This window comes from Leucobacter sp. USHLN153 (assembly GCF_037145615.1).
Classification (GTDB): domain Bacteria; phylum Actinomycetota; class Actinomycetes; order Actinomycetales; family Microbacteriaceae; genus Leucobacter.
The window spans coordinates 1-22,391 of sequence record NZ_JBBCXE010000004.1; the positions used below are offsets into that span (position 1 = coordinate 1).

24 protein-coding genes are annotated in these 22,391 nt (G+C 66.9%); 17 read left to right on the forward strand and 7 right to left on the reverse strand.

All coding sequences use genetic code 11. The features are described 5' to 3' along the window. Positions 1–304: 304 nt before the first annotated feature. Together WFH00_RS07920 and WFH00_RS07925 are read left to right on the forward strand one after the other, a co-directional pair. A complete protein-coding gene (locus WFH00_RS07920) occupies positions 305–1,813 on the forward strand; it encodes an APC family permease (RefSeq protein ID WP_336660241.1) in 1,509 nt (502 codons plus the stop codon). Between the two features lie 68 nt (positions 1,814–1,881). After that, positions 1,882–2,823: a 2-hydroxyacid dehydrogenase gene (locus tag WFH00_RS07925; RefSeq protein ID WP_336660242.1), complete on the forward strand. Its 942-nt coding sequence runs from the start codon at positions 1,882–1,884 to the stop codon at positions 2,821–2,823. Positions 2,824–2,835: 12 nt separating this feature from the next. On the opposite strand, the gene WFH00_RS07930 is transcribed toward WFH00_RS07925, so the two are convergent. Continuing rightward, positions 2,836–3,756 (reverse strand): LysR family transcriptional regulator, encoded by a 921-nt coding sequence (locus WFH00_RS07930; protein WP_336660243.1) that lies wholly within the window; start codon positions 3,754–3,756, stop codon positions 2,836–2,838. A gap of 147 nt (positions 3,757–3,903) precedes the next feature. Here WFH00_RS07930 and WFH00_RS07935 point away from each other — a divergent pair, with 147 nt between their 5' ends. The 9 genes from WFH00_RS07935 to WFH00_RS07975 all read left to right on the forward strand — a co-directional run bounded on the left by WFH00_RS07935 (position 3,904) and on the right by WFH00_RS07975 (position 11,288). Further along, positions 3,904–4,437, forward strand: a complete 534-nt coding sequence (locus WFH00_RS07935; RefSeq protein ID WP_336660244.1) for a hypothetical protein — start codon at positions 3,904–3,906, stop codon at positions 4,435–4,437. Between the two features lie 122 nt (positions 4,438–4,559). Beyond that, a complete protein-coding gene (locus tag WFH00_RS07940) occupies positions 4,560–5,945 on the forward strand; it encodes a glycine--tRNA ligase (protein ID WP_336660245.1) in 1,386 nt (461 codons plus the stop codon). A 7-nt stretch (positions 5,946–5,952) separates the two neighbouring features. Next, the gene (locus WFH00_RS07945) at positions 5,953–7,119 is read left to right on the forward strand and encodes a CPBP family intramembrane glutamic endopeptidase (protein ID WP_336660247.1); all 1,167 of its coding nucleotides are present in this window, start codon (positions 5,953–5,955) and stop codon (positions 7,117–7,119) included. After that, on the forward strand, positions 7,112–8,596 hold the full coding sequence (locus WFH00_RS07950) for a hypothetical protein (protein ID WP_336660249.1): 1,485 nt from the start codon (positions 7,112–7,114) through the stop codon (positions 8,594–8,596). Before WFH00_RS07945 ends, WFH00_RS07950 begins: the two co-directional genes overlap by 8 nt. A gap of 98 nt (positions 8,597–8,694) precedes the next feature. Next, positions 8,695–9,141 carry a YtxH domain-containing protein gene (locus WFH00_RS07955; protein WP_336660250.1) on the forward strand — a complete coding sequence of 149 codons (447 nt, stop codon included), beginning with the start codon at positions 8,695–8,697 and terminating at the stop codon, positions 9,139–9,141. Beyond that, on the forward strand, positions 9,138–9,611 hold the full coding sequence (locus tag WFH00_RS07960) for a phage holin family protein (protein ID WP_336660251.1): 474 nt from the start codon (positions 9,138–9,140) through the stop codon (positions 9,609–9,611). The genes WFH00_RS07955 and WFH00_RS07960 overlap by 4 nt, the downstream gene beginning before the upstream one ends. Further along, the gene (locus WFH00_RS07965; protein ID WP_336660252.1) at positions 9,608–9,871 is read left to right on the forward strand and encodes a hypothetical protein; all 264 of its coding nucleotides are present in this window, start codon (positions 9,608–9,610) and stop codon (positions 9,869–9,871) included. The genes WFH00_RS07960 and WFH00_RS07965 overlap by 4 nt, the downstream gene beginning before the upstream one ends. A gap of 201 nt (positions 9,872–10,072) precedes the next feature. Next, the gene (locus WFH00_RS07970; protein ID WP_336660254.1) at positions 10,073–10,864 is read left to right on the forward strand and encodes a uroporphyrinogen-III synthase; all 792 of its coding nucleotides are present in this window, start codon (positions 10,073–10,075) and stop codon (positions 10,862–10,864) included. A 4-nt stretch (positions 10,865–10,868) separates the two neighbouring features. Further along, the gene (locus WFH00_RS07975; protein ID WP_336660257.1) at positions 10,869–11,288 is read left to right on the forward strand and encodes a hypothetical protein; all 420 of its coding nucleotides are present in this window, start codon (positions 10,869–10,871) and stop codon (positions 11,286–11,288) included. 76 nt (positions 11,289–11,364) lie between these two features. On the opposite strand, the gene WFH00_RS07980 is transcribed toward WFH00_RS07975, so the two are convergent. The 3 genes from WFH00_RS07980 to WFH00_RS07990 form a co-directional block, all read right to left on the reverse strand. Beyond that, positions 11,365–11,940: a nitroreductase family protein gene (locus WFH00_RS07980; RefSeq protein WP_336660258.1), complete on the reverse strand. Its 576-nt coding sequence runs from the start codon at positions 11,938–11,940 to the stop codon at positions 11,365–11,367. Between the two features lie 110 nt (positions 11,941–12,050). Further along, on the reverse strand, positions 12,051–13,061 hold the full coding sequence (locus WFH00_RS07985) for an AEC family transporter (protein WP_336660259.1): 1,011 nt from the start codon (positions 13,059–13,061) through the stop codon (positions 12,051–12,053). Between the two features lie 25 nt (positions 13,062–13,086). Then, the gene (locus WFH00_RS07990; RefSeq protein WP_336660260.1) at positions 13,087–14,085 is read right to left on the reverse strand and encodes a LysR family transcriptional regulator ArgP; all 999 of its coding nucleotides are present in this window, start codon (positions 14,083–14,085) and stop codon (positions 13,087–13,089) included. 90 nt (positions 14,086–14,175) lie between these two features. Here WFH00_RS07990 and WFH00_RS07995 point away from each other — a divergent pair, with 90 nt between their 5' ends. From WFH00_RS07995 to codB, 3 genes are read left to right on the forward strand one after another with little or no spacing between them, the layout of a single operon-like run. Then, positions 14,176–14,790 carry a LysE/ArgO family amino acid transporter gene (locus WFH00_RS07995; RefSeq protein ID WP_336660262.1) on the forward strand — a complete coding sequence of 205 codons (615 nt, stop codon included), beginning with the start codon at positions 14,176–14,178 and terminating at the stop codon, positions 14,788–14,790. 40 nt (positions 14,791–14,830) lie between these two features. Next, complete coding sequence (locus WFH00_RS08000) at positions 14,831–15,340, forward strand: nucleoside deaminase (protein WP_336660263.1); 510 nt, start codon at positions 14,831–14,833, stop codon at positions 15,338–15,340. Further along, positions 15,337–16,728, forward strand: a complete 1,392-nt coding sequence (gene codB / locus WFH00_RS08005; protein WP_336660265.1) for a cytosine permease — start codon at positions 15,337–15,339, stop codon at positions 16,726–16,728. Before WFH00_RS08000 ends, codB begins: the two co-directional genes overlap by 4 nt. Before the next feature lie 107 nt (positions 16,729–16,835). Here the strand turns inward: codB and WFH00_RS08010 are convergent, their stop codons facing one another. Continuing rightward, positions 16,836–17,939 carry a threonine aldolase family protein gene (locus tag WFH00_RS08010; RefSeq protein ID WP_336660266.1) on the reverse strand — a complete coding sequence of 368 codons (1,104 nt, stop codon included), beginning with the start codon at positions 17,937–17,939 and terminating at the stop codon, positions 16,836–16,838. 498 nt (positions 17,940–18,437) lie between these two features. Between WFH00_RS08010 and WFH00_RS08015 the strand changes: the two genes are divergently transcribed. Genes WFH00_RS08015 through WFH00_RS08025 form a run of 3 tightly spaced genes read left to right on the forward strand, consistent with a single transcriptional unit; the run spans position 18,438 to position 20,475 of the window. Continuing rightward, positions 18,438–18,818 carry a GntR family transcriptional regulator gene (locus WFH00_RS08015; RefSeq protein WP_336660267.1) on the forward strand — a complete coding sequence of 127 codons (381 nt, stop codon included), beginning with the start codon at positions 18,438–18,440 and terminating at the stop codon, positions 18,816–18,818. Next, positions 18,815–19,768 (forward strand): ABC transporter ATP-binding protein, encoded by a 954-nt coding sequence (locus WFH00_RS08020; RefSeq protein WP_336660268.1) that lies wholly within the window; start codon positions 18,815–18,817, stop codon positions 19,766–19,768. Before WFH00_RS08015 ends, WFH00_RS08020 begins: the two co-directional genes overlap by 4 nt. Continuing rightward, positions 19,765–20,475 carry a hypothetical protein gene (locus WFH00_RS08025; protein ID WP_336660269.1) on the forward strand — a complete coding sequence of 237 codons (711 nt, stop codon included), beginning with the start codon at positions 19,765–19,767 and terminating at the stop codon, positions 20,473–20,475. Before WFH00_RS08020 ends, WFH00_RS08025 begins: the two co-directional genes overlap by 4 nt. A gap of 209 nt (positions 20,476–20,684) precedes the next feature. Here WFH00_RS08025 and WFH00_RS08030 read toward each other — a convergent pair whose 3' ends face one another. Together WFH00_RS08030 and WFH00_RS08035 are read right to left on the reverse strand one after the other, a co-directional pair. Further along, a complete protein-coding gene (locus tag WFH00_RS08030) occupies positions 20,685–21,446 on the reverse strand; it encodes an ABC transporter permease (protein WP_336660270.1) in 762 nt (253 codons plus the stop codon). Then, a complete protein-coding gene (locus tag WFH00_RS08035; RefSeq protein ID WP_336660271.1) occupies positions 21,443–22,342 on the reverse strand; it encodes an ABC transporter ATP-binding protein in 900 nt (299 codons plus the stop codon). Before WFH00_RS08035 ends, WFH00_RS08030 begins: the two co-directional genes overlap by 4 nt. Positions 22,343–22,391: the final 49 nt, after the last annotated feature.

The following is a 22,391-nucleotide window of genomic DNA, read 5'->3' on the forward strand; positions in this document are numbered from 1 at the left end:
CCGATGGTACTGCAAGGGGGACCTTGTGGGAGAGTAGGACACCGCCGGACACCTTTTATGGAAGGGTCGTAGGGTAAGAGCCGAAGACGGCACTCACCCTACGACCCTTTCGCTATATACGGAGTTATTGGGCTCGTGCCCGTGGGCGCGCCAGAGATGGTGTGCACGCCGGTCACGGGCCCTTTTTATGCCGAAAAGCAACATGGCGTCCGCGTCAGCGTCGCTGGTGCGAGTGCGGTCCTATACTCGGCACGTGGCAGCAACGATGCTGCCGGGATCACAGGCGATCCGAAAGGAAATCATCATGAGCGATGCACCCAACCGCGGGCATCTATCCGATAACGAGCACCTTGCAGTGCTCGGCTACGAGGACAAGTTCGACCGGTCGATGAGCCTCTGGGCGAACTTCGCCCTCGGCTTCACCTATCTTTCACCGCTGGTGGGTGTCTATTCGCTCTTCGCGGTCGCGCTTTCAACTGGAGGTCCGCCCTCCATCTGGTGGATCGTGATCGTCGCGTGCGGACAGCTGCTCGTATCGCTCGTCTTCGGCGAGGTCGTGTCGCAGTACCCGATTCATGGTGGGGTGTACCCGTGGGCTCGACGGCTATGGGGCCGACGCTACGCGTGGATGGCGGCCTGGGTGTACATCTGGGCAATGATCGTGACAATCACGTCAGTCGCCGAGTTCGGTGCGGGCTTCGTCACCGCGCTCTTCGGCATCGAACTGACGCGTGAGTCCACGCTGATCACGGCGCTGGCGCTCCTGCTCATCGCCCTCGCCATCAACTTCACCGGCACGAAATGGCTGGCGCGTATCGCCCGCCTCGGACTCTTCGCCGAGCTGATCGGCGTGATCGGGATCGGGCTCTATCTCCTGATCTTCCAACGGAAGCACGACTTCTCCGTGTTCTTCGACTCCATGGGGGTCGCCGGTGACGGGTCCTACCTCCCAGCATTCATCGCATCAGCCCTTGCCGGACTGTTCCTCTTCTACGGCTTCGAGGCGTGCGGCGACGTGGCGGAAGAGGTCTCTGATCCTGCGCGTCGCATTCCCCGCGCCATGATCATGACGATCGTCGTCGGTGCAGTTTCAGCTCTGTTCTCCTTCGGAGGCTACGTGCTCGCAGCACCGAACTTGCAAGAGATCGTCGCAGGAGAGGTCGGAGACCCGATCCCCGCCATCCTCACGGCTACACTCGGCGAGGTCGGCGCGAAGATCTTCCTGGTCGTAGCGATCCTGGCCTTCATCTCGTGCGTGCTGAGCCTGCAGGCGGCCGCAAGCCGACTGCTCTACTCCTTCGCCCGCGACGGGATGCTGCCCGGACACACCTGGCTGTCCCACGTTTCGGAGCGGAGCAAGGTTCCGACGAATGCGCTCATCATTGCGTGCACGGTGCCCGCGCTCATCTGCGTTCTGATCTACTTCAACGACGGCATTCTGGTGGCGGTCACGTCCTTCGCGATCCTGGGCATCTACCTGTCCTTCCAGATGGTGGTGTTCGCTGCGCTCCGCCAGCGCCTCCGCGGCTGGAAGCCGGCTGGCCCCTTCAGCCTCGGCGCAGTGGGGATCATCGTCAATGTGCTCGCCTTCGCCTACGGGATCTTCGCGATCGTGCTGCTCGCGACGCCCGGATCGTCCGGGTCCTTCTTCACGGACTACATCGTGCTCATCGGGCTCGCGGTCGTGCTGGTCACCGGACTCGTCTACCTGTTCTCGGCGCGACCGGACGCGAAGTCGAACGCACCACAGGGTGACGCGAAAGAAACAGCGGATGAAATTCGACGCCGTACGGGCAGAGTGGCTCTGAGGTAAACGGGAAGGCGGGGAGGGTGAGGCCTGTGCCCTCCCTCCCCGACTTCGCCCCGGATAGACTCGTGCGCATGGCAAACCTCACCGTTTCGTGCCCCAGTGATCCCGGATTGCGCGACGTTCTCGGAGAAGTCGAGGGCGTCGAGTTCGTTGAGTGGAACCTCGAGGGCCCCGCGCCGCGCGACCACTTCGACATCGTGATTCCGCCGTACTGGGAGAGCGCACGGCGCTTGAGCGGCCTTGCCGGCATACCGGTCCGTCTGGTGCAGTGGCAGTCGATCGGTTACAACGGAGTGGACCGGCACCTCCCCGAAGGAATTCCCCTGGCGAACGCGGCAACGGTGCATGAGACGTCGACCGCCGAACTCGCGGTGGCGTTGACGCTCGCCGCCCAACGAGGCCTGCAGCAGTTCATTCACGACGCTGACGCCGAGCGGTGGAACCTGCAGTCGTTCCCGAGCGTCGCCGATCGGAAGGTGCTCCTCATCGGCTACGGCGGGGTGTCAAAGGCGGTCGAGGCGCGCCTCGCGGGATTCGAGGTCGATATCACGCGTCTCGCTCGTACCTCTCGCACCGAGCAGAATCTCGCAGGCGACACGGTGGAAGTGCACGGGTTCGATACCCTGCACGAGTGCCTTGCGAAGGCGGAGATCGTGATTCTCGCGGTGCCGCTGACGGACGACACCCGCGGCATGCTCGACGCCGCCGCACTCGCGCAGCTCCCTGACGGGGCGCTGGTGGTCAACGTGGCGCGCGGGCCCGTCGTCAACACCGAAGCGCTCGTTGCAGAACTCGTAGCGGGGCGTGTGCGCGCGGCGCTCGACGTCACCGATCCGGAGCCGCTGCCCGAAGGGCACCCACTGTGGACGACGCCGAACACCATCATCACGCCGCACGTCGGCGGCGACTCGAGCGCCATGCTGCCGCGCGTGACCGCATTGATTCACCGGCAGATCGAGCATCTCAAGCGGGGTGAGACGCCTGAGAACCTCGTCATCGGGGAGTGGGCATAGCCGCGAGCTGCGTCAGTGTTCGCCACTGGGCTCGCCCGGCGTAGCCAGCCGACGCAAGAACTCCACAGCCGCGAGCGTCGCGGGATCCGGCTTGCGCCCCACGCGGTAGCGCAGCGTGATGTGGCGCACACCGAGGCCCGGGAGCTCGTGCGTTTCGACGCCGTCGAGCGAGAGTTCGCGGAGCGACAGCTGTGGGAGCACCGTAACGCCCTCACCAGCGGCGACGAGAGCGAGTGCGAACTGATGGCTCGCGTAGCGGTGCGGCGTCGTGAACGAAGCCGGCGCTGAGGCGCGCACCCGCTGAGCCGCATGGTGCGCGCCTGAACCCACGTCGACCTCGAGCCACGGCAGCCGAAGGCGCTCGACCTCCACAAGCCCCATCGTCGCCTGGGTGCCGGCCGGCGTGACCAACACCCACGGGTCCTCGAGCAGCGTAACCTCGCGCACCCCGGGCCCGAGCGGGGGAGGCGGCACTGACTCGTCGCGCTCGATCACCACAAGGTCGAGCGAGGCGGTGCGGAGGCCTCGGAGGAGCGCGTCGCGATCCGCCTCGAGCACCGCGAGCTGGACACCGGCGAGTTCGGTGCGCCAGGCGGGAAGCGCGGGCGCGAGCACCCCGCTCATGAAGCTATGGAAGCTCCCGAGCCGCACGGAACCGCTCGGGAGCTCGCTCGCGGCGCCCACGCGGAGCGCCGCCTCGTTGACCTCGCGTTCGACGCTCTCGGCCAGCTCGACGAGTTCGCGCCCGGCAGCGGTCATCGTCACTCCGCGCGGGTTGCGGATCACGAGCGGCACTCCGACCTCGTCCTCGAGGCGGGCGAGCTGCTGCGACACCGCTGAAGGGGTCAGATTCAGCGCTTCCGCAGCCGCGAGAACCCCGCCGGAACGGGCGATTTGGAGCAGGAACGGCAGGCGAGAAACCGCGATTCTCATGTTAAGAAATTCTACATCCAGGATCAGAAAAGATTCGATTGTGCTGGACGCGGCGTCGCCCGATGATAAATGCGGTGGTCTCGCAGATGTCGTGAGACGCGGGGGCTTTGAACGCCTCCAGGGAGTGGAATCAGGGAGGAGCGAGCGGTGCAGGAATTCGTCGGGAGCGCACTCGGGTGGGTCGGCACCGCGGGCACGTTCGCCGCATACGTTCTGATGCTCCGCGGCACCTGGACGCCGTCGATGAAGCGCTATCTCGTGCTCAACACCGCGGGTGGCCTCTTCGCGGCAGCCGGGGCGCTCGCATACGGAGCGTGGCCGTCGATGGTCTCGAACGTAGTGTGGGCGGTCATGGGCGGGTACGGCCTCATCGTCGCGCTGCGAGCCACGCGGTCCGCCGAACTGACTCAGTCTGTGCCGGTCGTGACCGCAGTGCTTCCGCTTCCTTCGACTCCAGAGCACCGCTGGGACCCGAGTTGCACGGCGGCCGAGGCGATCAGCCTCCCGTGGCTGCCGCGTGCCGCGAACGCGGATCGCGCGGGGGAGGCCCAGAGCGTCAACGTGGGTCTCGGCACCGCCGATCCGCACCCCAATGACGGCGGTATCGAGAGCGCTGGCGCCGCCGTGATCACGGAACTCGATGGGTGGCGGGAGACCCGGACCGAGGCGCTGACCGCATAGTCGCTGCGAGCGAGCAAGTCAGGGGGCTCTACGGAGCCAAGCGGTAGACTGGGCGCCTATGCCGACGCGCGTCGTGCGCCGGTGCCAAGATCCCCGCTTGCCCCTTGGAGTGAATGCAGAACATGGCTGAGCAGTCCCGTCTCGATAAGGTCATCGCCCTTGCCCGCCACCGCGGTTTCGTGTTCCAGGCGGGTGAGATCTACGGCGGATCGCGCTCGGCGTGGGACTATGGCCCACTCGGTACTGCCCTCAAGGAGAACATCAAGCGGCAATGGTGGAAGGCCGTCGTGCAGAAGCGCGACGACGTCGTGGGCATCGACTCGAGCGTGATTCTGCCCAAGCAGGTGTGGGAGGCGTCGGGTCACGTCGAGGTGTTCAGCGACCCGCTCATCGAGTGCCTGCAGTGCCACAAGCGCTACCGCGAAGACCACCTGATCGAGGCGTTCGAGGAGAAGAAGGGACGCGCTCCCGAAGGCGGCATGGCCGAGATCGTCTGCGCGAACTGCGGCACCCGCGGTCAGTGGACCGAGCCTCGTGCGTTCTCCGGTCTGCTCAAGACCTTCCTCGGTCCCGTCGACGACGAGGCCGGAATGCACTACCTGCGCCCCGAGACCGCGCAGGGCATCTTCGTGAACTTCGCGAACGTGCTGCAGGCGGCCCGCATGAAGCCCCCGTTCGGGATCGGCCAGATCGGCAAGAGCTTCCGCAACGAGATCACGCCCGGCAACTTCATCTTCCGCACCCGCGAGTTCGAACAGATGGAGATGGAATTCTTCGTCGAGCCGGGGACGGACGAGGAGTGGCAGGAGTACTGGATGAACGAGCGCATGGCGTGGTACGTCGGCCTCGGCATCAACCCCGATAACTTGCGCTTCTACGAGCACCCGCAGGAGAAGCTGTCGCACTACTCGAAGCGCACCGCTGATATCGAGTACCGCTTCGGTTTCACGGGCGGCGAGTGGGGCGAGCTCGAGGGCATCGCGAACCGCACGGATTTCGACCTGTCGACGCACTCGAAGCACTCGGGTAAGGATTTGAACTTCTTCGACCAGACGAAGAATGAGCGGTACACGCCGTACGTGATCGAGCCGGCGGCGGGCCTCACTCGGTCGCTCATGGCGTTCCTCGTCGATGCGTATCGCGAGGAGGAGGTGCCGAACGCCAAGGGCGGCACCGACAAGCGCACCCTGCTCGCGCTCGATCCGCGGCTCGCGCCGATCAAGGCCGCCGTGCTGCCGCTCAGCCGGAACGAGGCGTTGTCGCCCCTCGCGCGCGAGATCGCCGCTGAGCTGCGCGATGATTGGAACGTCGACTTCGACGATTCGGGTGCGATCGGCCGCCGGTACCGGCGCCAGGACGAGATCGGCACCCCCTTCTGCGTCACCGTCGACTTCGATTCGCTCGACGATAACGCCGTGACCGTCCGCGAGCGGGACACGATGGAGCAGGTGCGCGTTCCGCGTGCCGAACTCCATGCCTTCCTCGCCGAGAGACTGCGAGGCGCGTGAGGTTCTGATGACGAGCAGCGGATCCGAGGACGCCGAGCGTCCCGTCTCGGTGCCGACCGAGCAGCCCGACCCGAGCGCGGCGCCGACGGCCGGCGTCGATGGCTGGGTGAATGGCGCCGGGGCGTTACCGGCGGGAGCTCCGGGCGCTCCCGCGCAGTGGGCGTGGGCGCAGCAAGCCCAGCAGATGCAGATGGTTGAGACGGAACCCCTGGAGTACCACCGGCTGCTCCGCGGCACAGCGAGTTACCGTTGGTGGAAGCCGCTGCTCCTGCTGCTCGTCGCCGGGGTCTACTTCGGCATTTTTACTGTCATCGTGAGTGTCGCCTTCATTCCGCTCCTGATGGCGAACCCGGACTACCTCGGGTCTATTGCCTCGGGCACCGGCGAGGTGCTGGACACGCAAGTGCCAGTCTCTGTGCTTCTGAGCCTGGTCTCCATCATCATCATGATCCCGGCAGTCATTCTGGCGATGCTGACCTTGGGCATGCGCCCCATCGGGCGGGTCTGGTCAGTCGCCGGTCGTCTTCGCTGGGGGCTCCTCGGACGCCTCCTCGGGGTGGCGCTGATCGCCGTGGTCGTGATGAACGTCACGGGGATCGCGCTCGAGCTCGCGATGGATCCGGGCTCCGCCACCGAGACGGCGCCCGCCCTGCCGGACGACTTCGACTGGGTCGCCGCATGGACGTCGCTCGCGCTCGTGGTGCTTCTGGTGCCAGCGCAAGCGACCGCTGAAGAGGTCGTCTTCCGCGGATTATTCATGCAGGTGCTGGGCTCGTGGTTGAAGAACCCGTGGTTCGCGATCCTCATCCCCTCCGTCGGGTTCGCGCTCTCTCACATTTACGACGCTTGGGGGCTGCTCGCGGTCGGCCTGCTCGGAGTCGTCTCGGCGTGGCTGACCTGGCGCACTGGTGGCCTTGAGGCGGCCATCGCGATCCACATCGTGAATAACATCATTGCGTTCGGGCTCATGTCTTTCGCCGTCGGTGGTGAAACCGCGCAGGTGGAGCAGACCGGCGGTCTCGGTTCGCTCATCGGTTCGCTCATCGGCTATGCGGTGTTCATCTGGCTCGTGCTGCGCGTATTCCAGAAGCACGGGTACGGCCGCACGCGAATCGATTTCGTGCAGGTTCAGATGCCTGTTCAACTTTCAGCGCAGTCCCCGACGCATGGTTGACGTTTACGTCGTCGGTGACGGCATTGTCGAGCTCTCAGCCGCGCTGGAGTTCGCCGAGCTCGGACTCACGGTGAGAATCGTGCGACCTCTCGCCGATCGGGATGCGCGGGTGGAGATTTCTCGCGCCCTGGGTGGTCGCAAGGGAATTGGCGAACGGAACGCGCCTGGGAAGTCCGCCGCGAGGGAGCGGGGGTTCGATCCGGATCGCGTGACCGACCCCGATGGGGCGCTGCACGCCCTTGTCGAGCACGTCAGTGCCCCGCTGGATCCCCGAAGCCCGGTGGCTTCCGCGCCCCTGACGCTGGAGCGCTTCGTCCCGCGTCCCGCACGGGTTCGGACTCGCTCGGGCGGTCTCACTTCGCAGCCGTGGCCCGCGGTCTTCGGCATCCCCGCTGTGCCGCTTTCAGAAGCAAGCCAGCGAGTGCTCGGCGGCGCCGGTGCGACGCGCGCGTTTCTCGACCGAGTGCTCCCGCTGCTCACCATCGGTAAAACGCGGACACTGGGCGCGCTCGTGCGCGGGCGCCTCGGTCGCAAGGTAGCTGAGCGGTTACTGCTGCCACTCGTGTGGGAGAAGTACGGTGTAGACCCTGACCGCGTCGACGTGGCGGTCGCGGCGCCGGGACTCAACGAGGACGTGACGACCGCCGCGTCGCTCTGCGGGGCGGTGCTGCCGTATGCAGAGCGTTATGTTGCACGTGAAACTATCGTGCGACCGGCTGGGGGGTGGAGCGAGCTCCAGCGAGCACTGCTCGAACGCCTCTCCCTCTTCTCGGTTGAGGTGATCGAGGCGGAGGTTGCCGCGATCGCGCCCGGTTCGGTGCCTGCCGAGCAGGCGGTCAATGTCGAGCCCGGTGAGCATGAGAGCGATGCCGTGTGGACGGTGACCGAACGCGCCGAGGCCGGAGAAACAGAGACCATCGAGGCACGGGCGATCGTGCTCGGCGAGGGGCACGATCCCGCGGAGGCGCTGCGAGAAGGCTCGACTCCCAGGGCAGTTGATCAACAGCGTTGGATCGTGTCGGCGACCGTGGCGCCCCCGCCCGAGGTGTGCGACGATGAGACCCTGGATGCGCTTACGGTCGAGCGCTCTGTCGATGGATCGCTCTGGGTGGTGCGGTGGATCGCGCCTCAGGGCGGGAGCGCGGGCTCCGTGCCCGACGCATGGAGCGTCCACTGCTCGGGGCCAGCGCACGAGGGGCATCTCGGGAGCGCAGCTGACGCGGCGGAGTCGATACTTGCGGCCCTCGAACTGACGGAGCGCCCCGCGGGAGTGGCGGCTCGCGCCGTCCCGGCGCTCTATTCCTCGCGTGAGGCGCGTGAGCTTGCCGCCGCGCATACCACTTCGCTGCGCGAAACGGAACGTACTTGCCTCCGGGTGGGGGCCTCGCGGCATAGTGGAGACCTTGCTTCGGCAGTAACGGATGCCCGTGAGGTCTCCGCTCGATTGCGGAAACGCCTCACGGGAATCGCCGAGTAGCGCAGCTGGGGGCGATATATAACCCCAGGCGCATGCGTCGGGCCGTCAGCGAGAGTAGGCTGGGCGAGAACCAGGAACCGCCACGAACTGGAGGCATCATGAAGGGCAAGATCGCATTCGTTCTCGGCGCTGCGGCAGGCTATGTACTGGGCAGTCGGGCAGGTCGCGAACGCTACGAGCAGATCAAGCGCGGCGCTGAGCAGCTCTGGAACACTGCGCCGGTGCAGCGCGGTGCTGATGCGGTGCGCGACGCGACCCGCGGCACGGTCGATAACCTGAAGGACTCCGCACTGCGCGCGGGCAAGTCAGCCTTCGCCTCGCTGATCGGTCAGCAGGATCGCGCGACGAGCGGCCACTACGAACAGCGCGGGAACGCCGGTACGTCAGGCGCCGGCGCATCTCGGCAGTCGGGAAGCGTGAGCGTCGATGAAGCGACGGGAACCACGGCGAATCCGCGCGGTACCGAAGCGACCTCGCTCGGGGGAGCGAAACCCGCCGGTTCGGCTCACAGCACAGATCAGGGTGCTGACGGAGCTGGAGCATGATCCGCAAAAAATCCCATGAAGCGGGTACCTTCGAGCTCCTGAGCCGGCTGCCCCACCAGATCGTCACGCTCGCGAAGATCGAATACCAGAACGCGAAGCGAGAGGCGATCTCAAAGGCGAAGAAAGCGGGCATCGGCGCAGGCGCCGTGGTCATCGCACTCTTCTTCCTGTTCTTCATGCTCGAAGCGCTGGTCATTGCGGCCATCGCTGCTCTTGCGCTCGTCTGGCCCTGGTGGCTTGCCGCGCTCGTCGTGGCGGCTGCACTCCTGATTCTCGCCGCGCTTGCGGTGCTAGCGGGAATCATGCTCATCAAGCGCGGTAACCCGGTGCCCGAAGAAACGCTCGAGCGGGTGGGTAATGATCTCTCAGCGATCGGCGAGGTGCGGGTGAACGCCGACCCGACGGTGCCGCCGCAGCGGTATAGCACCCAGGGGATGCCACGCGTCGGAGAAGAGGGGAACTGGAGATGAGCGGTCAAGACAGTCAGCGCGAGGGGATCGCGGATGCGGCGCACGCGCGAGCCGAGCTCTACACCACGCTCTCGCAGCTCAAGGTGCAGTTGAATTACGCGCAGCGTATCGACAATGCCCTCGAAGAGGCGAAGCTGCGTCTCGCGCAGGAGCACCGACGGAACCCCGTCGCTTTCGCTGCGGGAGTCGCAGGGGTCGCAGCCCTTGCCGGGCTCGCGGTCTGGGGCGTCGCCGCCCGCATCGCGGATCGACTCCGCTAGGGTTACCGTTCAGGGGTTCGTCGCATGTCCTCGGACCACAGCTAGATCACAGTTCGGTTGCGTTCGCGCCTCCGAACGCCGTCGTTTTGCTTCCCCGGGGCGGCAGGGTAAGAATAGGGTCAACGGATTTCCGTGATCGGCCTGGCCTCAGCAAGAGCTGTTGCCGCGGCCATTTTTATTGGTGTCGAGTGAGTGGGGTGTATGTCTGCCGAGACGAAGCCGCTCAGTGGCCTTCGGGTGCTTGTTCCTCGGGGCGGTACCTGGGGCGAACTGGTCTCGAGAGCGCTTCGTGCGCAGGGTGCCCACACGGTGATCGCTCCGCTGGTCGATTTCGCTCACACGAGCGAAGAAGAACAGCTCGTCGAGGCGCTGAAAGACCTCGAAGCAGGCAAGTTCGATTGGATGACCGCGACGAGCTCTACCGTCGCCGACGTGCTGAAGCATCACAACGCAGTCATTCCACCCGAGACCAAAGTCGCGATCGTTGGCGAGGCGACGGCGGTGGCCTTCACAGAAGCGGGCTACCACATTACCCGGACGCCGAGCGAAGAGAACAGCACATACGCGCTCCTCGACGAGTGGAGCGAGATCGACACCGGCGAGGTGCTCAAAGTCCTGACGCTTCGATCGGACGTCGCGATCCCCGTGCTCACTTCGGGTCTCATGGAGCGAGGCCACGACGTTACTCAGGTGCTCGCCTTCCGCACGGTGGGAGTGCCGGCTTCGGTTCACATTCGCGAAGACATCGAGTCCGGGCGGATCAACGCGTTGCTCGTCGCTTCGGCGAAGATCGCTGAAGAGGTCGCGGCGCAGTTCCCCGACATCCCTGAGAACACGATCGTCGCCTGTGTCGGAGTGAACACGCTTGAAGCGGCCGCGGCGCTGGGGTTGCCCACGGAAGCCGATGATCCGTCGCACCCGATCTACGCCCAGAAGCGGGCGCTCATCGAAACGGTCGAGTCGGTCATCGACCAGAGCGACATGCTGGACTGACGCGATGGCAAGAGTTGAGGTGCACCCTGACCGCGTGGTCATCCGTCTCACGACTGCGGAGAAGCTTGCGTCGATGCGGCGCAGCGACATCGTTCTCGATCGCTCGGCCATCACATCGGCGATCGTGACCGAAGACCCGTGGGTCTGGGTACGCGGCGTGCGCGTGCCGGGAGCCGCACTTCCAGGCAAGTTCGCAGCGGGTACGTGGCGAAACTTCACGGGCCGAGACTTCGTGCTCGTGCGTAAGGGCCGCCCTGCTGTGGTCATCGACTTCGAAGTGCCGGAGCACGCTGACGAAGACCTCGGCTGGCGCGGTGAGTTCGATCACTTCTCCAGGGTCATCGTCTCCACGAAGCACTCGGGCGAGCTGATTCAGGCGCTGCGCCTCGATGGGGGAGCGACCGAGGTCGACGCCGGAACCTGACACGGAAGAGGCGCCGACCCTCGGGTAAGCGCCTCTCCCTTTCGCGAATCAGTCGCGGTGCATCAGTCGTGGTGCGTCAGTCGCGCACGAGCACGAGCGACTCGAGGTCGAGTCGCGTGCGGGGTGCGAGCTCGCGTTCGCGGAGCACCTCGGGCAGGTCGTCGGCAGACCCGATCTTGCCCACTGCGGAGATGGAGACCGGCACCAGGCGATCCTCGAGATCAAAGGCCGCGCGCACGCCATCGCGGTCGAAGCCGCCCAGCTGGTGAACATGGAAACCTTCGGCGGTGGCCTGCACGCTGAAGTGCGCAACTGCCTGGCCGAGGTCGTACTCCGCCCACGGAAGTGCGTTACCGCCGGCGTCCGTTGTTTCGGCGAGGTTCACGATGAGTGCGCCCGCGTTGACCGCCCACACCTGGTTGAAGCCCACGAGCGTGTCGACGATTCGAGCGAAGCTCTCGCCTCCGCGGCGGGCGACGATGAAGCGCCAAGGCTGGGTGTTGTTCGCGCTCGGCGCCCATCGCGCGGCCTCGAGCAGGCCGCGCAGCGCGCCCTCGGGAAGCTCGTGACTCAGGTCGAAGGCGCGGGGGCTCCAGCGCTCGGCGAGCGACTCGATAACGGGGGCGCTGGTCTGCGCGGTGCGGGGGCTCACAAATGCTCCTCAGGTCGTGCGAATAGTTCCGCATGAGCACAACACGCCCTGCTCGCCGTCTATTCCCGCGCGGTACCCGGGCCGCGACACTGGTGTTGGCGTAGACCGAATCACCCGAGGAGCCAGGCGATCGCCGCGATGATCGGGAGCGATGCGAAGGTGGTGAGGAACACTGTGTCGCGGACGAGGGTCTCCCCGCGCTGATAGGTGGCCGCGTAGTTGTAGACGTTCTGAGCAGTTGGGAGTGCGGCGATTGTGGTGGCGACGAACACCTCGTGAGCACTCATCCCGATGGCGCTGGCGAGCGCCCAGGCGAGCAACGGCATGATGAGGAGCTTGAGCGCGGACGCCGCGAAGACCGCTGCCCGCCCTGACCCCGGCTGCAGGGCGCGCTGCCCGTGCAGTGAGACGCCGAAGCTGAGCAGCACCATGGGGATCGCGGCATCGCCGAGCATGTCGAGCGGTGCGGTGACGATCTCAGGAATCCGCACTCCGACGAGCGCGACGATGAGGCCGAGCAGCGACGCGATGATGATCGGGTTGGATGCCGCACGGCCGAGGGCACTGAGAGCGCCCCGCATCGCGCCGACCTTCGGTTCCGCGCCGCCGCCGGCCCGAGCGGCCGTCGTTGTCCCCGTCTCCGTCCCCGTCGCCGTCGCCGTCGCCGCGAGCCGATCGCGTCGCGTCGTTTCGAGCAGCGAGAGCACCACCGGTGAGAAAAAGATCAGCTGTACGAGAATGAGCGGCGCGACATAGGCGGCATCTCCGAGGATATACACGGCGACCGGCAGGCCGAGATTGTTCGAGTTGACGTATCCCGACGCAGTAGCCCCCAACGTCGTGCTCGCAAGGTCGCGCTTGAACCAGAGCCGCGAAGCCACGACGAAGCACGCCGCCACGATGATCGCGGACACGCTCGTCACCGCGATCACCGGTGAGAAGATGATGCTCGGGTCGCTCTCGCGCAGCACGCTGAAGAGGAGGGCGGGCGTCGCCACGAAGAACGCGACGTTGTTGAGCACTCGACGTTGCTCACCCCGCACGACGCCGAAGCGAGCGGTGAGATACCCGGCGCCCATCACGACCAGAATGAGGGTGAATCCCTGCAGCACCCCGTACATTCAGCTCCTTCCGGCCCCTTTCATCCTAGGGGCGGCTCGATCGCGAGCTAGCTGAGCCAGCCGTGCTGGACCGGCCTGCTGTGCCAGCCGCGCCTGCCGATCCCGCCGGGCCAGGCGAACCCGCTGAATCGTCCGATCTACCGAGCGCGAGAGCGGCCTCCTCGGTGATGACGCGAGAGAGCGTGTCGAGCACGGGAGAACTCAGCTTCCAGCGCTGCCAGTAGAGCGGCATGAGGATCGGCTGCTCGCCGAGCCGAATGAGCGTCTCCTCCGCGAGTCCTTGTGCGCACTGCAGTGCCGGCAGCATCCCCCAGCCCATGCCGAGCTCGATCGCGTTCGCGAACTCGGCCGACGAGGGGACGTAGTGTCGCGGCGGCTCGATGCGCGCGCGTGAAACGCGGCGGAGAAAGCGGCGCTGGAAGGCGTCGTGGCGGTCGAACTCGAGCATCGGTGCGGTCGCCAAAGCGCGTGCCGTGACGCCGTCGGAGAAGTGCTGCGCGACGAACCCGGGGCTCGCGACCGCCCAGTAGCGGTCCACGCCGACCCGTGTGGACGTGCAACCCGGCACGGCCTCCGCCGTCGCCGTGAGCGCCGCCATCGCGGAGCCGCTGCGCAGCCGCTCGGTGGAGATCGTCTCGTCGGCGCGCAGCACCTCGAAGGTTGCGCCCGTTTCTCTCGCCGCCCGAGCGAGCGCGGGTGTGAACCACGTGGCGAGAGAGTCGGCGTTCACCACGATGGGCACCAGGGCGGGACTGCCATCGGCGTCGCCGGGCCCGAGTTCGATCGCCATGTCCGCGGCTACCCGGGCGACCTGCCGGGCGGCCCGCAGCACGATCGCACCGGCCTCCGTCACGGCAACCGGGCGGGACCGCTGCACCAGCACGGTGCCGACTCGCTCCTCCATGGCGCGCACGCGCTGACTGATCGCGGAGGGCGTCACGTGCAGGCGCCGCGCTGCGCCCTCGAAGCTCCCCTCGTCGATGACGGCAGCGAAGGTCGCGAGATGCTCCATCGGAAACTCCACACGATTATATTAAGGAGAATTTATGCACGTGAAGAATCTGTAGGCACTCTGAAGTGGTTGAGGCGTCGATCAAGCCCCTACGTTCAGAGAGTGATCATTCCCTTTCTCGTCGGCATCGGCAGCGGCCTCTCCCTCATCATCGCCATCGGCGCGCAGAACGCCTTCGTACTGCGGCAGGGCATCCGGCGCGAGCACGTGCTCCCGGTCGTGCTCATCTGCGGTCTGGCCGACGCGGTGCTCGAGACGCTCGGAGTGGCCGGCATCGGGTTCGTCGTGCAGCGCGTGCCGATCCTGCTCGAAATTGTGCGCTGGGCCGGCGTCGCCTTCCTGCTCTGGTACGCGTGGTCGGCAGCGCGGCGGGCGATTCGCCCCGAAGCGCTCATCGCGGGCGACGGCGAGCCTGCCCCGCTACGGCGCACGGTGCTCGCGTGCCTGGCCATCACGCTGCTGAACCCGCACGTCTACCTCGACACGATGGTGCTCATGGGCACGATCGGGAACGCTCAGGGAGATCCGGATCGCTGGTGGTTCGTGCTGGGCGGCGCGATCGCGAGCCTGTGCTGGTTCGCCGTGCTCGGCTACGGCGCGCGACTGCTCACCCGGTTCTTCGCGAGCCCGCGCTCCTGGCGCATCTTGGACGGCGTGGTCGCCGCGACCATGCTCGTCATCGCGGCTCGGCTCGCCTTCGGCAGCATCGCGGGTTGAGGTCGGGGGCGGATCGCGGCCGCGAGATACGATTGACGTCATGCCGCTTTCCGCTGAAGACCAGAAGTTCTTGAACCTCGCCATCGAACAGGCGCAGATCGGGTGGAGCGAAGGCGGTGTGCCGATCGGCGCCGCGCTCGTGCGCCACGGCGCCGATGGGCCCGAGGTGATCGCCGTTGGCCGCAACCGTCGCGTACAGATGGACAGCGCGATCCGCCACGGTGAGACCGACTGCCTCGAGAACGCCGGCCGGCTGCCCGCGAGCGTCTACCGCGAGTGCACGCTCTACACGACGCTCTCGCCCTGCACGATGTGCGCCGGCACGGCGATCCTGTACGACATTCCCCGCATCGTCATCGGTGAGAACCGCAACTTCTCGGTATCGGAGCCGTGGCTTGAGAGCAACGGGACCGAGCTCGTGATCGCTGACGATGAGACCTGCATCGGGCTCATGGAGCGCATGATGGCCGAGCGCCCCGAGATCTGGGCCGAGGACATCGGCGTCGAGACCAGCGAGGTCGGGGCGGGCGCGAGCGGGTCGGAGGCGTGAGCGCGGGCCACACGGAGCCTGACGCGCTCGCCGCAGAGTCCGCTGCACCGGCTGCTCCCACCGCACCTGCGGTCGGCGCCGCGTCGCACGGCGCCCCGCGATCCGCCGCCGGAAACTTCACCGTGGAGGTCGTCGACCGCGACTACCCGGTGACCCCGGTGCCCGGGCACGCGCGTAAGGGTTTCTTCTCGCTCGTCGTGGTGCTGCTCGGCTTCACGATCTTCACGCCGACGATGCTCGCGGGCGCCGCGCTCGGGGAGTCGTTCGCGCTGCGCGATCTACTCCTCGTGATCCTGCTCGGCTCGAGCGTGCTCGGCGCGTATGTCGCGGTGCTCGGGTGGATCGGCGCGCGCACCGGCCTCACCACCGTCGTCATGGCGCGTTACACGCTGGGCACGCGCGGCTCGAAGCTCGCCTCGATCCTGCTCGGTGGCACGCAGATCGGTTGGTACGGCGTGGTCGTCGGCACGATCGGCGAACTCACGGCGCAGGCCTTCGGCTGGGAGGGCTTCGGTGCCCAGGCGGTCGTCATGATCGTGGTCAGCGCTCTCATGTGCGCTACGGCGGTCTACGGGTATCGCGGCATGTATTGGGTGTCGCTGGTCTCGACTCCGCTGATCCTGATCCTCGCCCTCTGGGTGATGTTCCGCTCACTCGAGGAGGTCGGCGGTTGGGTCGGCCTTGCCGCCGTGCAGCCCGACGCGACCATGCCCATCGCGGTCGCGGTTACAGCTGTCGTCGGTACCTTCGTCTCGGCGGGTACGCAGGCTCCCAACTGGACGCGCTTCGCCCGCACCGGGCGCCAGGCCGTGCTCGCATGCGTCATCGGCTTCCTCATCGGCAACGGCCTCATGATCTTCCTTGGCGCGGTCGGCGCGATCACCTTCGGCGAGGGCGACTTCGTGCTCGTGCTCTTCAACCTCGGTCTCGTGGGCTGGGGCCTCTTCCTACTGTTCGGCAACCTGTGGAAGTCGAACGCCGACGCCGCGTACTCCTTCGGCGTCGCGGGCGCAGAACTCTTCGAGAAACCGAGCAAGACGCGCTTCGTGATCATCGGTTCCGTCATCGGCACCGTGCTCGCCCTGGTCGGCGTGCACGAGCACCTGCCGCAGTACCTCGGGCTGCTCGGCACGTTCATTCCGCCGCTCGGCGGCGTCATCATCGGCGATTATCTCGCGCGCTGGCGGCGCACGCAGATGCCCGAGGGCGAGCCGCTGCCGAAGGCGAACTGGATCAACCTCGGTGTGTACGCGGTCGCGTGTGTGCTCGCCTGGGTGGCGGGTGAGTTCGGGATCGGGATCCCGCCAGTGATCGGTGTGCTCGTGGCCCTCGTGCTGTCGTTCGCTCTTGCACGGCTGTCGCCGCGGCGGATCGCCTCAGCGGAGTAATTCCATCGACCCCGGTCGGGCGCTCGCGAGGGCGATCCGGCCGGGGCTTCTGCCGTCTCGCGGCCGGTGGGGGCGCGAGCTCCGCGCCGCTCCGCGCGCTCGTTAGGCTATTCGGCTGCCGTGGTGGCGGGGCTGCCCGAGATCGCCGCGAGCAGCCCCTCGATATCGGCCTCGGCGGTGTCGAACGAGCACATGAGGCGGTAGAGCCCGGGCTGAGTCGGCCAAGCGCCGAACGTGAAGGCGGCTCGCGCCCGCTCAGCTACCTCGGGCGGGAGCTCCACGAAGACGGCGTTGGATTCGACGGGCTGGGCGATCCGCACCCCCTCGATCTCGCTCTCGAGCGAGCGGATTCCCGAAGCGAGTCGCTGCGCGAGTTCGTTCGCGCGCGACGCCGAGCGCAGCCAGAGGTCACCATCGTAGAGCGCGACGAGCTGCGCCGAGATGAAGCGCATCTTCGATGCGAGCTGCAGGTCGATCTTGCGCAGGAACGGGATGCCCGCGGCGGCTCCGTCGCGCAGCACGATGACCGCTTCAGCGCCGAGCAGGCCGTTCTTCGTGCCGCCGAGGCTCAGCAGGTCGGCCCCGGCAGCGGCCTCGGCGAGCGAGACTCCGAGGTGCGCGGCCGCGTTTGCAATGCGGGATCCGTCGACGTGCAGCACCATGCCGAGCTCGTGCGCCTGCTCAGAGAGCGCGCGGATCTCGGACGGGGTGTAGACAGTGCCGAGCTCGGTGACCTGCGAGATCGAGACGGCGAGCGGCTGCGAACGGTGCTCGCTTCCGTATCCCCAGGCCTCGTGGGCGACGAGCTCGGGGGTGAGCTTGCCGTCGGGGGTGTCGATGCCGAAGAGCTTGAGGCCGCCCGTCTTCTCGGGGGCGCCGGCTTCGTCAGTGTTGATGTGGGCGGTGCGTGCACAGATGACTGCGCCCCAGCGGGGGAGTGCGGCCTGCAGCGCGAGTACGTTCGCGCCCGTGCCGTTGAACACGGGGAACGCCTCGGACTCCTCGCCGAAGAGGCGGCGCGCGAGCTCACGGAACCGCTCGGTGTAGGGGTCGCCGCCGTACGCGGCCACGTGCCCGGTGTTCGCCGCCGCGATCGCCTCGAGCACCTCGGGGTGGGCCCCCGACCAGTTGTCCGACGCGAAGGCGCGGGGCGCCGGGAACGAGACGTGGGACTCAGAGGCTTCGGGGTGGCGGGCGGCGTGTTGGCTCATCGCTCCAGGTTACGCCCGGGTTGGCGCACGACACGGGACCCGCCGCTGCTCCGTGGGAGATGCCGCGCGCATGCTCGCACCCGGCTCCCGGCACCGCGTGCCTAAGCCCGTCATGCAGTGGATCACCTCTGGAACGGAGTGACACGCCGGGATTCGGCCCGTGCGACCGGTTTCCCACTGCACGACGGGCGCCCCGGGCGCGGTCGCGGAGGCCGCAAATCAGGCGCTTGTGGATAACTACAACCGTGTAATTACCCCGTTTAGAGCCCGAATTCGGTGTGTCCAGGGGCGAGTGAGCAGAGAGGGCGCGCCGCGTTCGATGAGTTTCACACAGTCTCGGCGCGGCCTGTGGAGAACTACATCGATGTAATTCGGTGCGTGCGCATTGACATTCGCTTGCACGGTGCCTAGGTTCATTAGTGGAGTAACTAACCAATGAGGTTGCAGCGATGCGCGGATCCCGCACCGCTCCGGCTTCTCCGAGAACGGAGGCTGCCCGTGTTCGACGACACGCGCCCGATCTTCCTCCAGCTCGCCGACCGCATTGCGGACGACGTACTGCGCGGTATTTACAACGAGGAGGAGCAGGTGCCGTCAACGAACGAACTCGCGGCGCACCTTCGCATCAATCCAGCCACCGCCGGCAAAGGGCTTGCGCGGCTGGTCGACCAGGGCGTCCTCTACAAACGCCGGGGCATCGGAATGTTCGTCGCCCCCGGGGCTCGCGCTCTCATCGCCGAGGAGCGGCAGCGCGATTTTGCCGAGCGGTACATCGCGCCGCTCGTCGCGGAGGCGAGAAAGCTCGGCCTCGACACCTCAGACCTCGTCCGCCTCGTTGAGACCGAGGCGGCAGCATCAGTGAAGGAAGCGACATCATGACCACCACAGCCATTGAGACGCGCGGCCTGACTCGCAGCTACCGCGGCCAGCCGGCGATCGCGGATGTCAACCTCGACATTCATGAAGGCGTGATCACGGGGCTGCTCGGCCGCAACGGGGCCGGCAAGACCACGCTCATGTCGCTGATTACGGCGCAGGATCGCCCGACGTCGGGCAGCATTCGCGTGGCCGGGCGCGAACCGTTCGAGCACGCAGACGTCATCGAGCGCATGTGCTTCGTCCGCGACAACCAGCGCTACCCCGACGACTACAAGCTGAAGCACGCGATCCGCGCGGCGCGCATCTGCTACCCGAACTGGTCTCAGGAGGTCGCCGACCGCCTGATCCGGCTCTTCCGCATTCCGACGAAGCCGATCGTGAAGAAGTTTTCTCGCGGCCAGCTCTCGGCGCTCGGGATCGTGCTCGGCCTCGCCTCGCGGTCGCCGATCACGTTCTTCGACGAGCCCTACCTCGGCCTCGACGCGACTGCGCGCAACATTTTCTACGACGAACTGCTGCGCGAGTACGCGGAGCACCCGCGCACCATCATCCTGTCGACGCACCTCATCGATGAGATGGATCAGCTGCTCGAGCGCGTGATCATTCTCGACCGCGGGCGCGTCGTGCGGCACGAGGGGGTCGACGAGCTGCGAGGGGCCGCCTATCAGGTGGCCGGGCGAGCGACGGCGCTCGAGGAGCATCTTCGCGGACGAGCGGTGCTGTCTCGCCGTAGCATCGGCGGGCTCGGCACGGCGGTTGTGAATGGGGCCGTGACTGCCGAAGATCGTGAGCTCGCGCAAGACGCCGGTCTCGATATCACCCCGGTCTCTCTTCAGGATCTCGTGGCGGCCTACGGTCTCGGCGTGGAAGACGCCGACCTCGGCGACGGCGGGGCAGATCCCGGACCCAGCGCGCCCGGAACGCGCACGCGTGAAAGGAGCGCAGCATGAACCGCATCATGAAGGTGACGAAATTGCACCTCAACAAAATCAGCACGTTCGCGCTGGTGCCGCCGCAGATCGTCGGCTTCGTGCTTATCGTGTCGATCATCATTGCCCTCGTGATCCAGCGCGCTTCCGACGGTGCGATCGATGCGGCCTATGTCGACGGCGCGAGGAGCAACAGCGCAATCGTCTGGTCGCTGCCGGGCTTCCTCATCTACTACGGCGTCCAGGCGGTGGCGACGAGCTACCCCTTCGCGCTGGCGCTCGGTACCACGCGACGCAACTTCATCCTCGGGACGATGCTCGCGAACGCGCTCCAGGCGCTCTACATCGCCGTGATGCTCGTGGTGCTGCTGGGGATTGAGCTCGCGACCGGGCACTGGTTCATGAACGCGTACGTGCTCGATGTCTATGCGGTGGGCTCAGGGAACGCATGGACGCTTTTCGCGACCGCGTTCGTCGGCGTGATGCTGTGCCTGACGATCGGCGGATTTTTCGGCGCGGTGTGGGTGCGCTTCGGAGCCAAGGGGCCGACGGTGGTGGCGATCGTGCTCGGCCTCGGCCTCGCACTCACGTTGCTCGCGGTGGCCCCGCGGCTCGGCGAGATCTTCGCGTCGATCACGTACAGCGGCCTCGCCGTAGCGGCGGCGATCATCGTGGTGCTCGGCCTCGCAGGCACGTGGCTCGCAATGCGCCGGGCCTCCGTGCGGTAGGGGCTCGCGGCCCGGGTCGCGCAAGACGCTCGGGGCGGATCCGCCCCCCTCTTGGACCAAGCTCATCAGACAGTGGATCACCCGTCACGCGGATCGACACGCCGGGAAGCGGCCCGGACGACGGGTTTTCCACTGCATGACGAGCGGGATCGGCGGCGGGAACCGCCGCGATCCGCCGCCGTTGAAAAGTGGGGGCGGGCAGAGTGCCGCTACTGGCGGGCTCGGCCCCGTCGCGACACCCAGATGGTCGCGACGACGAGGATCGCGGCCCACACGACCACGTTCAGGATCGGCACCCACAGCTCGTCGTGCTCGGTGGGCGCTGCACCCGTGGAGGCGAGATAGCCCTCGGTGAGGGGGTAGCGGGCCAGCGCGACGACGCCGTAGAGCGGCGTGAACCGTGCGATATCGAGCAGCACTCCGGAGAGCGGGAAGAAGAGGTTGCCGAGGAACGCGAGGATGACGAGCGACCCGCTCGCCGCGCCGACCGCGCTCTCGCTGCGGAAGAGCAGGCCCGCGAACAGCCCGAAGAACGAGAAGATCGCCGCGCCGAGCAGCACGGCGAGTGCGCTCAGGATCCACACCTTCGGTGTCGCCTCCGCCCCGGTGCTCGCGCCGATGATGTAGATGACCGTGACGGGGATGATCGCGATGCACAGGCCCACCGCGGCCTTCGTCACCACCCGCTGTGTGTCGCTCATCGGGGTGAGCCCGAGCTGCCGGCCCCATCCTTGCATCTGCTCGACCGAGGCGCTGCCGCCGATCGAGACCGTCGCGGTGACCGCTCCGTAGGCGGCCATGCCGATCATGATGTAGGCCGACACGTTCCCGTTGCCGATGTCGGTGGATCCGTAGCTCTGCGCCGCGCCGAAGACGATGTAGAGGAAGGCCGGGAGCACCGCCACGAAGAACATCGAGCTGAAGTTGCGTGTGACCCGCGCGAGTTCGATGCGGAAGTAGGTGAGGTTCACGAGGCGGTCCTTTCGGTGAGCATCCGGAAGGCGTCGTCCATGCTGCCGGCCGCGATTTCTAGGTCGCGCGCGCCGAGCTCCGTGAGGAGGAGTCGCGCGACTGCGTCCGAGTCGGAGGTGCGAACGTCGAGCCTGCCTGCGTCGGCCGTCGCGTCGGTGACGCCGGGGAGCGCGCGGAGCGTCGCAAGGGTGTCGGCCTCACGCGCAGGGTCGATGTACGCCTGCACGCGGCGCCCGGTTGCGCGGGCGCGGATCTCCGCGGTCGTGCCATCCGCGACCACGCGCCCGGCCGCCATCATCACGATCCGCTGCGCGAAATCGTCGGCCTCCTCGAGATAGTGCGTTGCGAAGATCACGGTGCGGCCGGACCGTGCGTCAGCTCGCATCGTGTCCCAGAACTCGCGGCGCGCAGAGACATCCATGCCCGCGGTCGGTTCGTCGAGAATGAGCAGGTCAGGATCCGGCAACAGGGCGAGCGCGAAGCGGAGGCGCTGTTGCTCGCCGCCCGAGCACTTCGAGACCTTGCGCTTCGAGATGCCGGTGATGCCCGCGCGCTCCATCGCCTCGCCAACGGGAAGCGGGTCTTCGAACGTTGAGGCGATGAGGGTGACGGTCTCGCGCACGGAAAGGTCGCGCAGCAATCCGCCCGACTGCAGCACCGCGGAAACGTGGCCGCGCTGTACGGCTCGGCGTGGTGCGTCCCCGAACACGGCGACCTCGCCCGCGTCGGGCCGAGTGAGCCCCAGCACCAAGTCGAGCGTTGTGGTCTTGCCTGCGCCGTTCGGGCCGAGCAGCGCGACGATCGAACCCTGGGCGATCTCGAGGTCGAGACCGTCGACGGCTCGAAACGCGGTGCCGCCGGTGCGGAACTGCTTGACGGCGCCGCGAATACTCACGGCGGGAGCACCTGGTTCGCGCTGGGCTACTGGAGTCGGTGTCACCTGC

Bases quoted from the DNA above. Each gene is read 5' to 3' on its own strand.
- WFH00_RS07945 (WP_336660247.1), top strand. From the start codon at position 5,953: ATGACGAGCAGCGGATCCGAGGACGCCGAGCGTCCCGTCTCGGTGCCG.
- WFH00_RS07970 (WP_336660254.1), top strand. From the start codon at position 10,073: ATGTCTGCCGAGACGAAGCCGCTCAGTGGCCTTCGGGTGCTTGTTCCT.
- WFH00_RS07975 (WP_336660257.1), top strand. From the start codon at position 10,869: ATGGCAAGAGTTGAGGTGCACCCTGACCGCGTGGTCATCCGTCTCACG.
- WFH00_RS07985 (WP_336660259.1), bottom strand. From the start codon at position 13,061: ATGTACGGGGTGCTGCAGGGATTCACCCTCATTCTGGTCGTGATGGGC.
- WFH00_RS08020 (WP_336660268.1), top strand. From the start codon at position 18,815: ATGACCACCACAGCCATTGAGACGCGCGGCCTGACTCGCAGCTACCGC.
- WFH00_RS07925 (WP_336660242.1), top strand. From the start codon at position 1,882: ATGGCAAACCTCACCGTTTCGTGCCCCAGTGATCCCGGATTGCGCGAC.
- WFH00_RS07960 (WP_336660251.1), top strand. From the start codon at position 9,138: ATGATCCGCAAAAAATCCCATGAAGCGGGTACCTTCGAGCTCCTGAGC.
- WFH00_RS07940 (WP_336660245.1), top strand. From the start codon at position 4,560: ATGGCTGAGCAGTCCCGTCTCGATAAGGTCATCGCCCTTGCCCGCCAC.
- WFH00_RS07950 (WP_336660249.1), top strand. From the start codon at position 7,112: ATGGTTGACGTTTACGTCGTCGGTGACGGCATTGTCGAGCTCTCAGCC.
- WFH00_RS07955 (WP_336660250.1), top strand. From the start codon at position 8,695: ATGAAGGGCAAGATCGCATTCGTTCTCGGCGCTGCGGCAGGCTATGTA.
- WFH00_RS07920 (WP_336660241.1), top strand. From the start codon at position 305: ATGAGCGATGCACCCAACCGCGGGCATCTATCCGATAACGAGCACCTT.
- WFH00_RS08010 (WP_336660266.1), bottom strand. From the start codon at position 17,939: ATGAGCCAACACGCCGCCCGCCACCCCGAAGCCTCTGAGTCCCACGTC.
- WFH00_RS08000 (WP_336660263.1), top strand. From the start codon at position 14,831: ATGCCGCTTTCCGCTGAAGACCAGAAGTTCTTGAACCTCGCCATCGAA.
- WFH00_RS07965 (WP_336660252.1), top strand. From the start codon at position 9,608: ATGAGCGGTCAAGACAGTCAGCGCGAGGGGATCGCGGATGCGGCGCAC.
- WFH00_RS08025 (WP_336660269.1), top strand. From the start codon at position 19,765: ATGAACCGCATCATGAAGGTGACGAAATTGCACCTCAACAAAATCAGC.
- WFH00_RS07930 (WP_336660243.1), bottom strand. From the start codon at position 3,756: ATGAGAATCGCGGTTTCTCGCCTGCCGTTCCTGCTCCAAATCGCCCGT.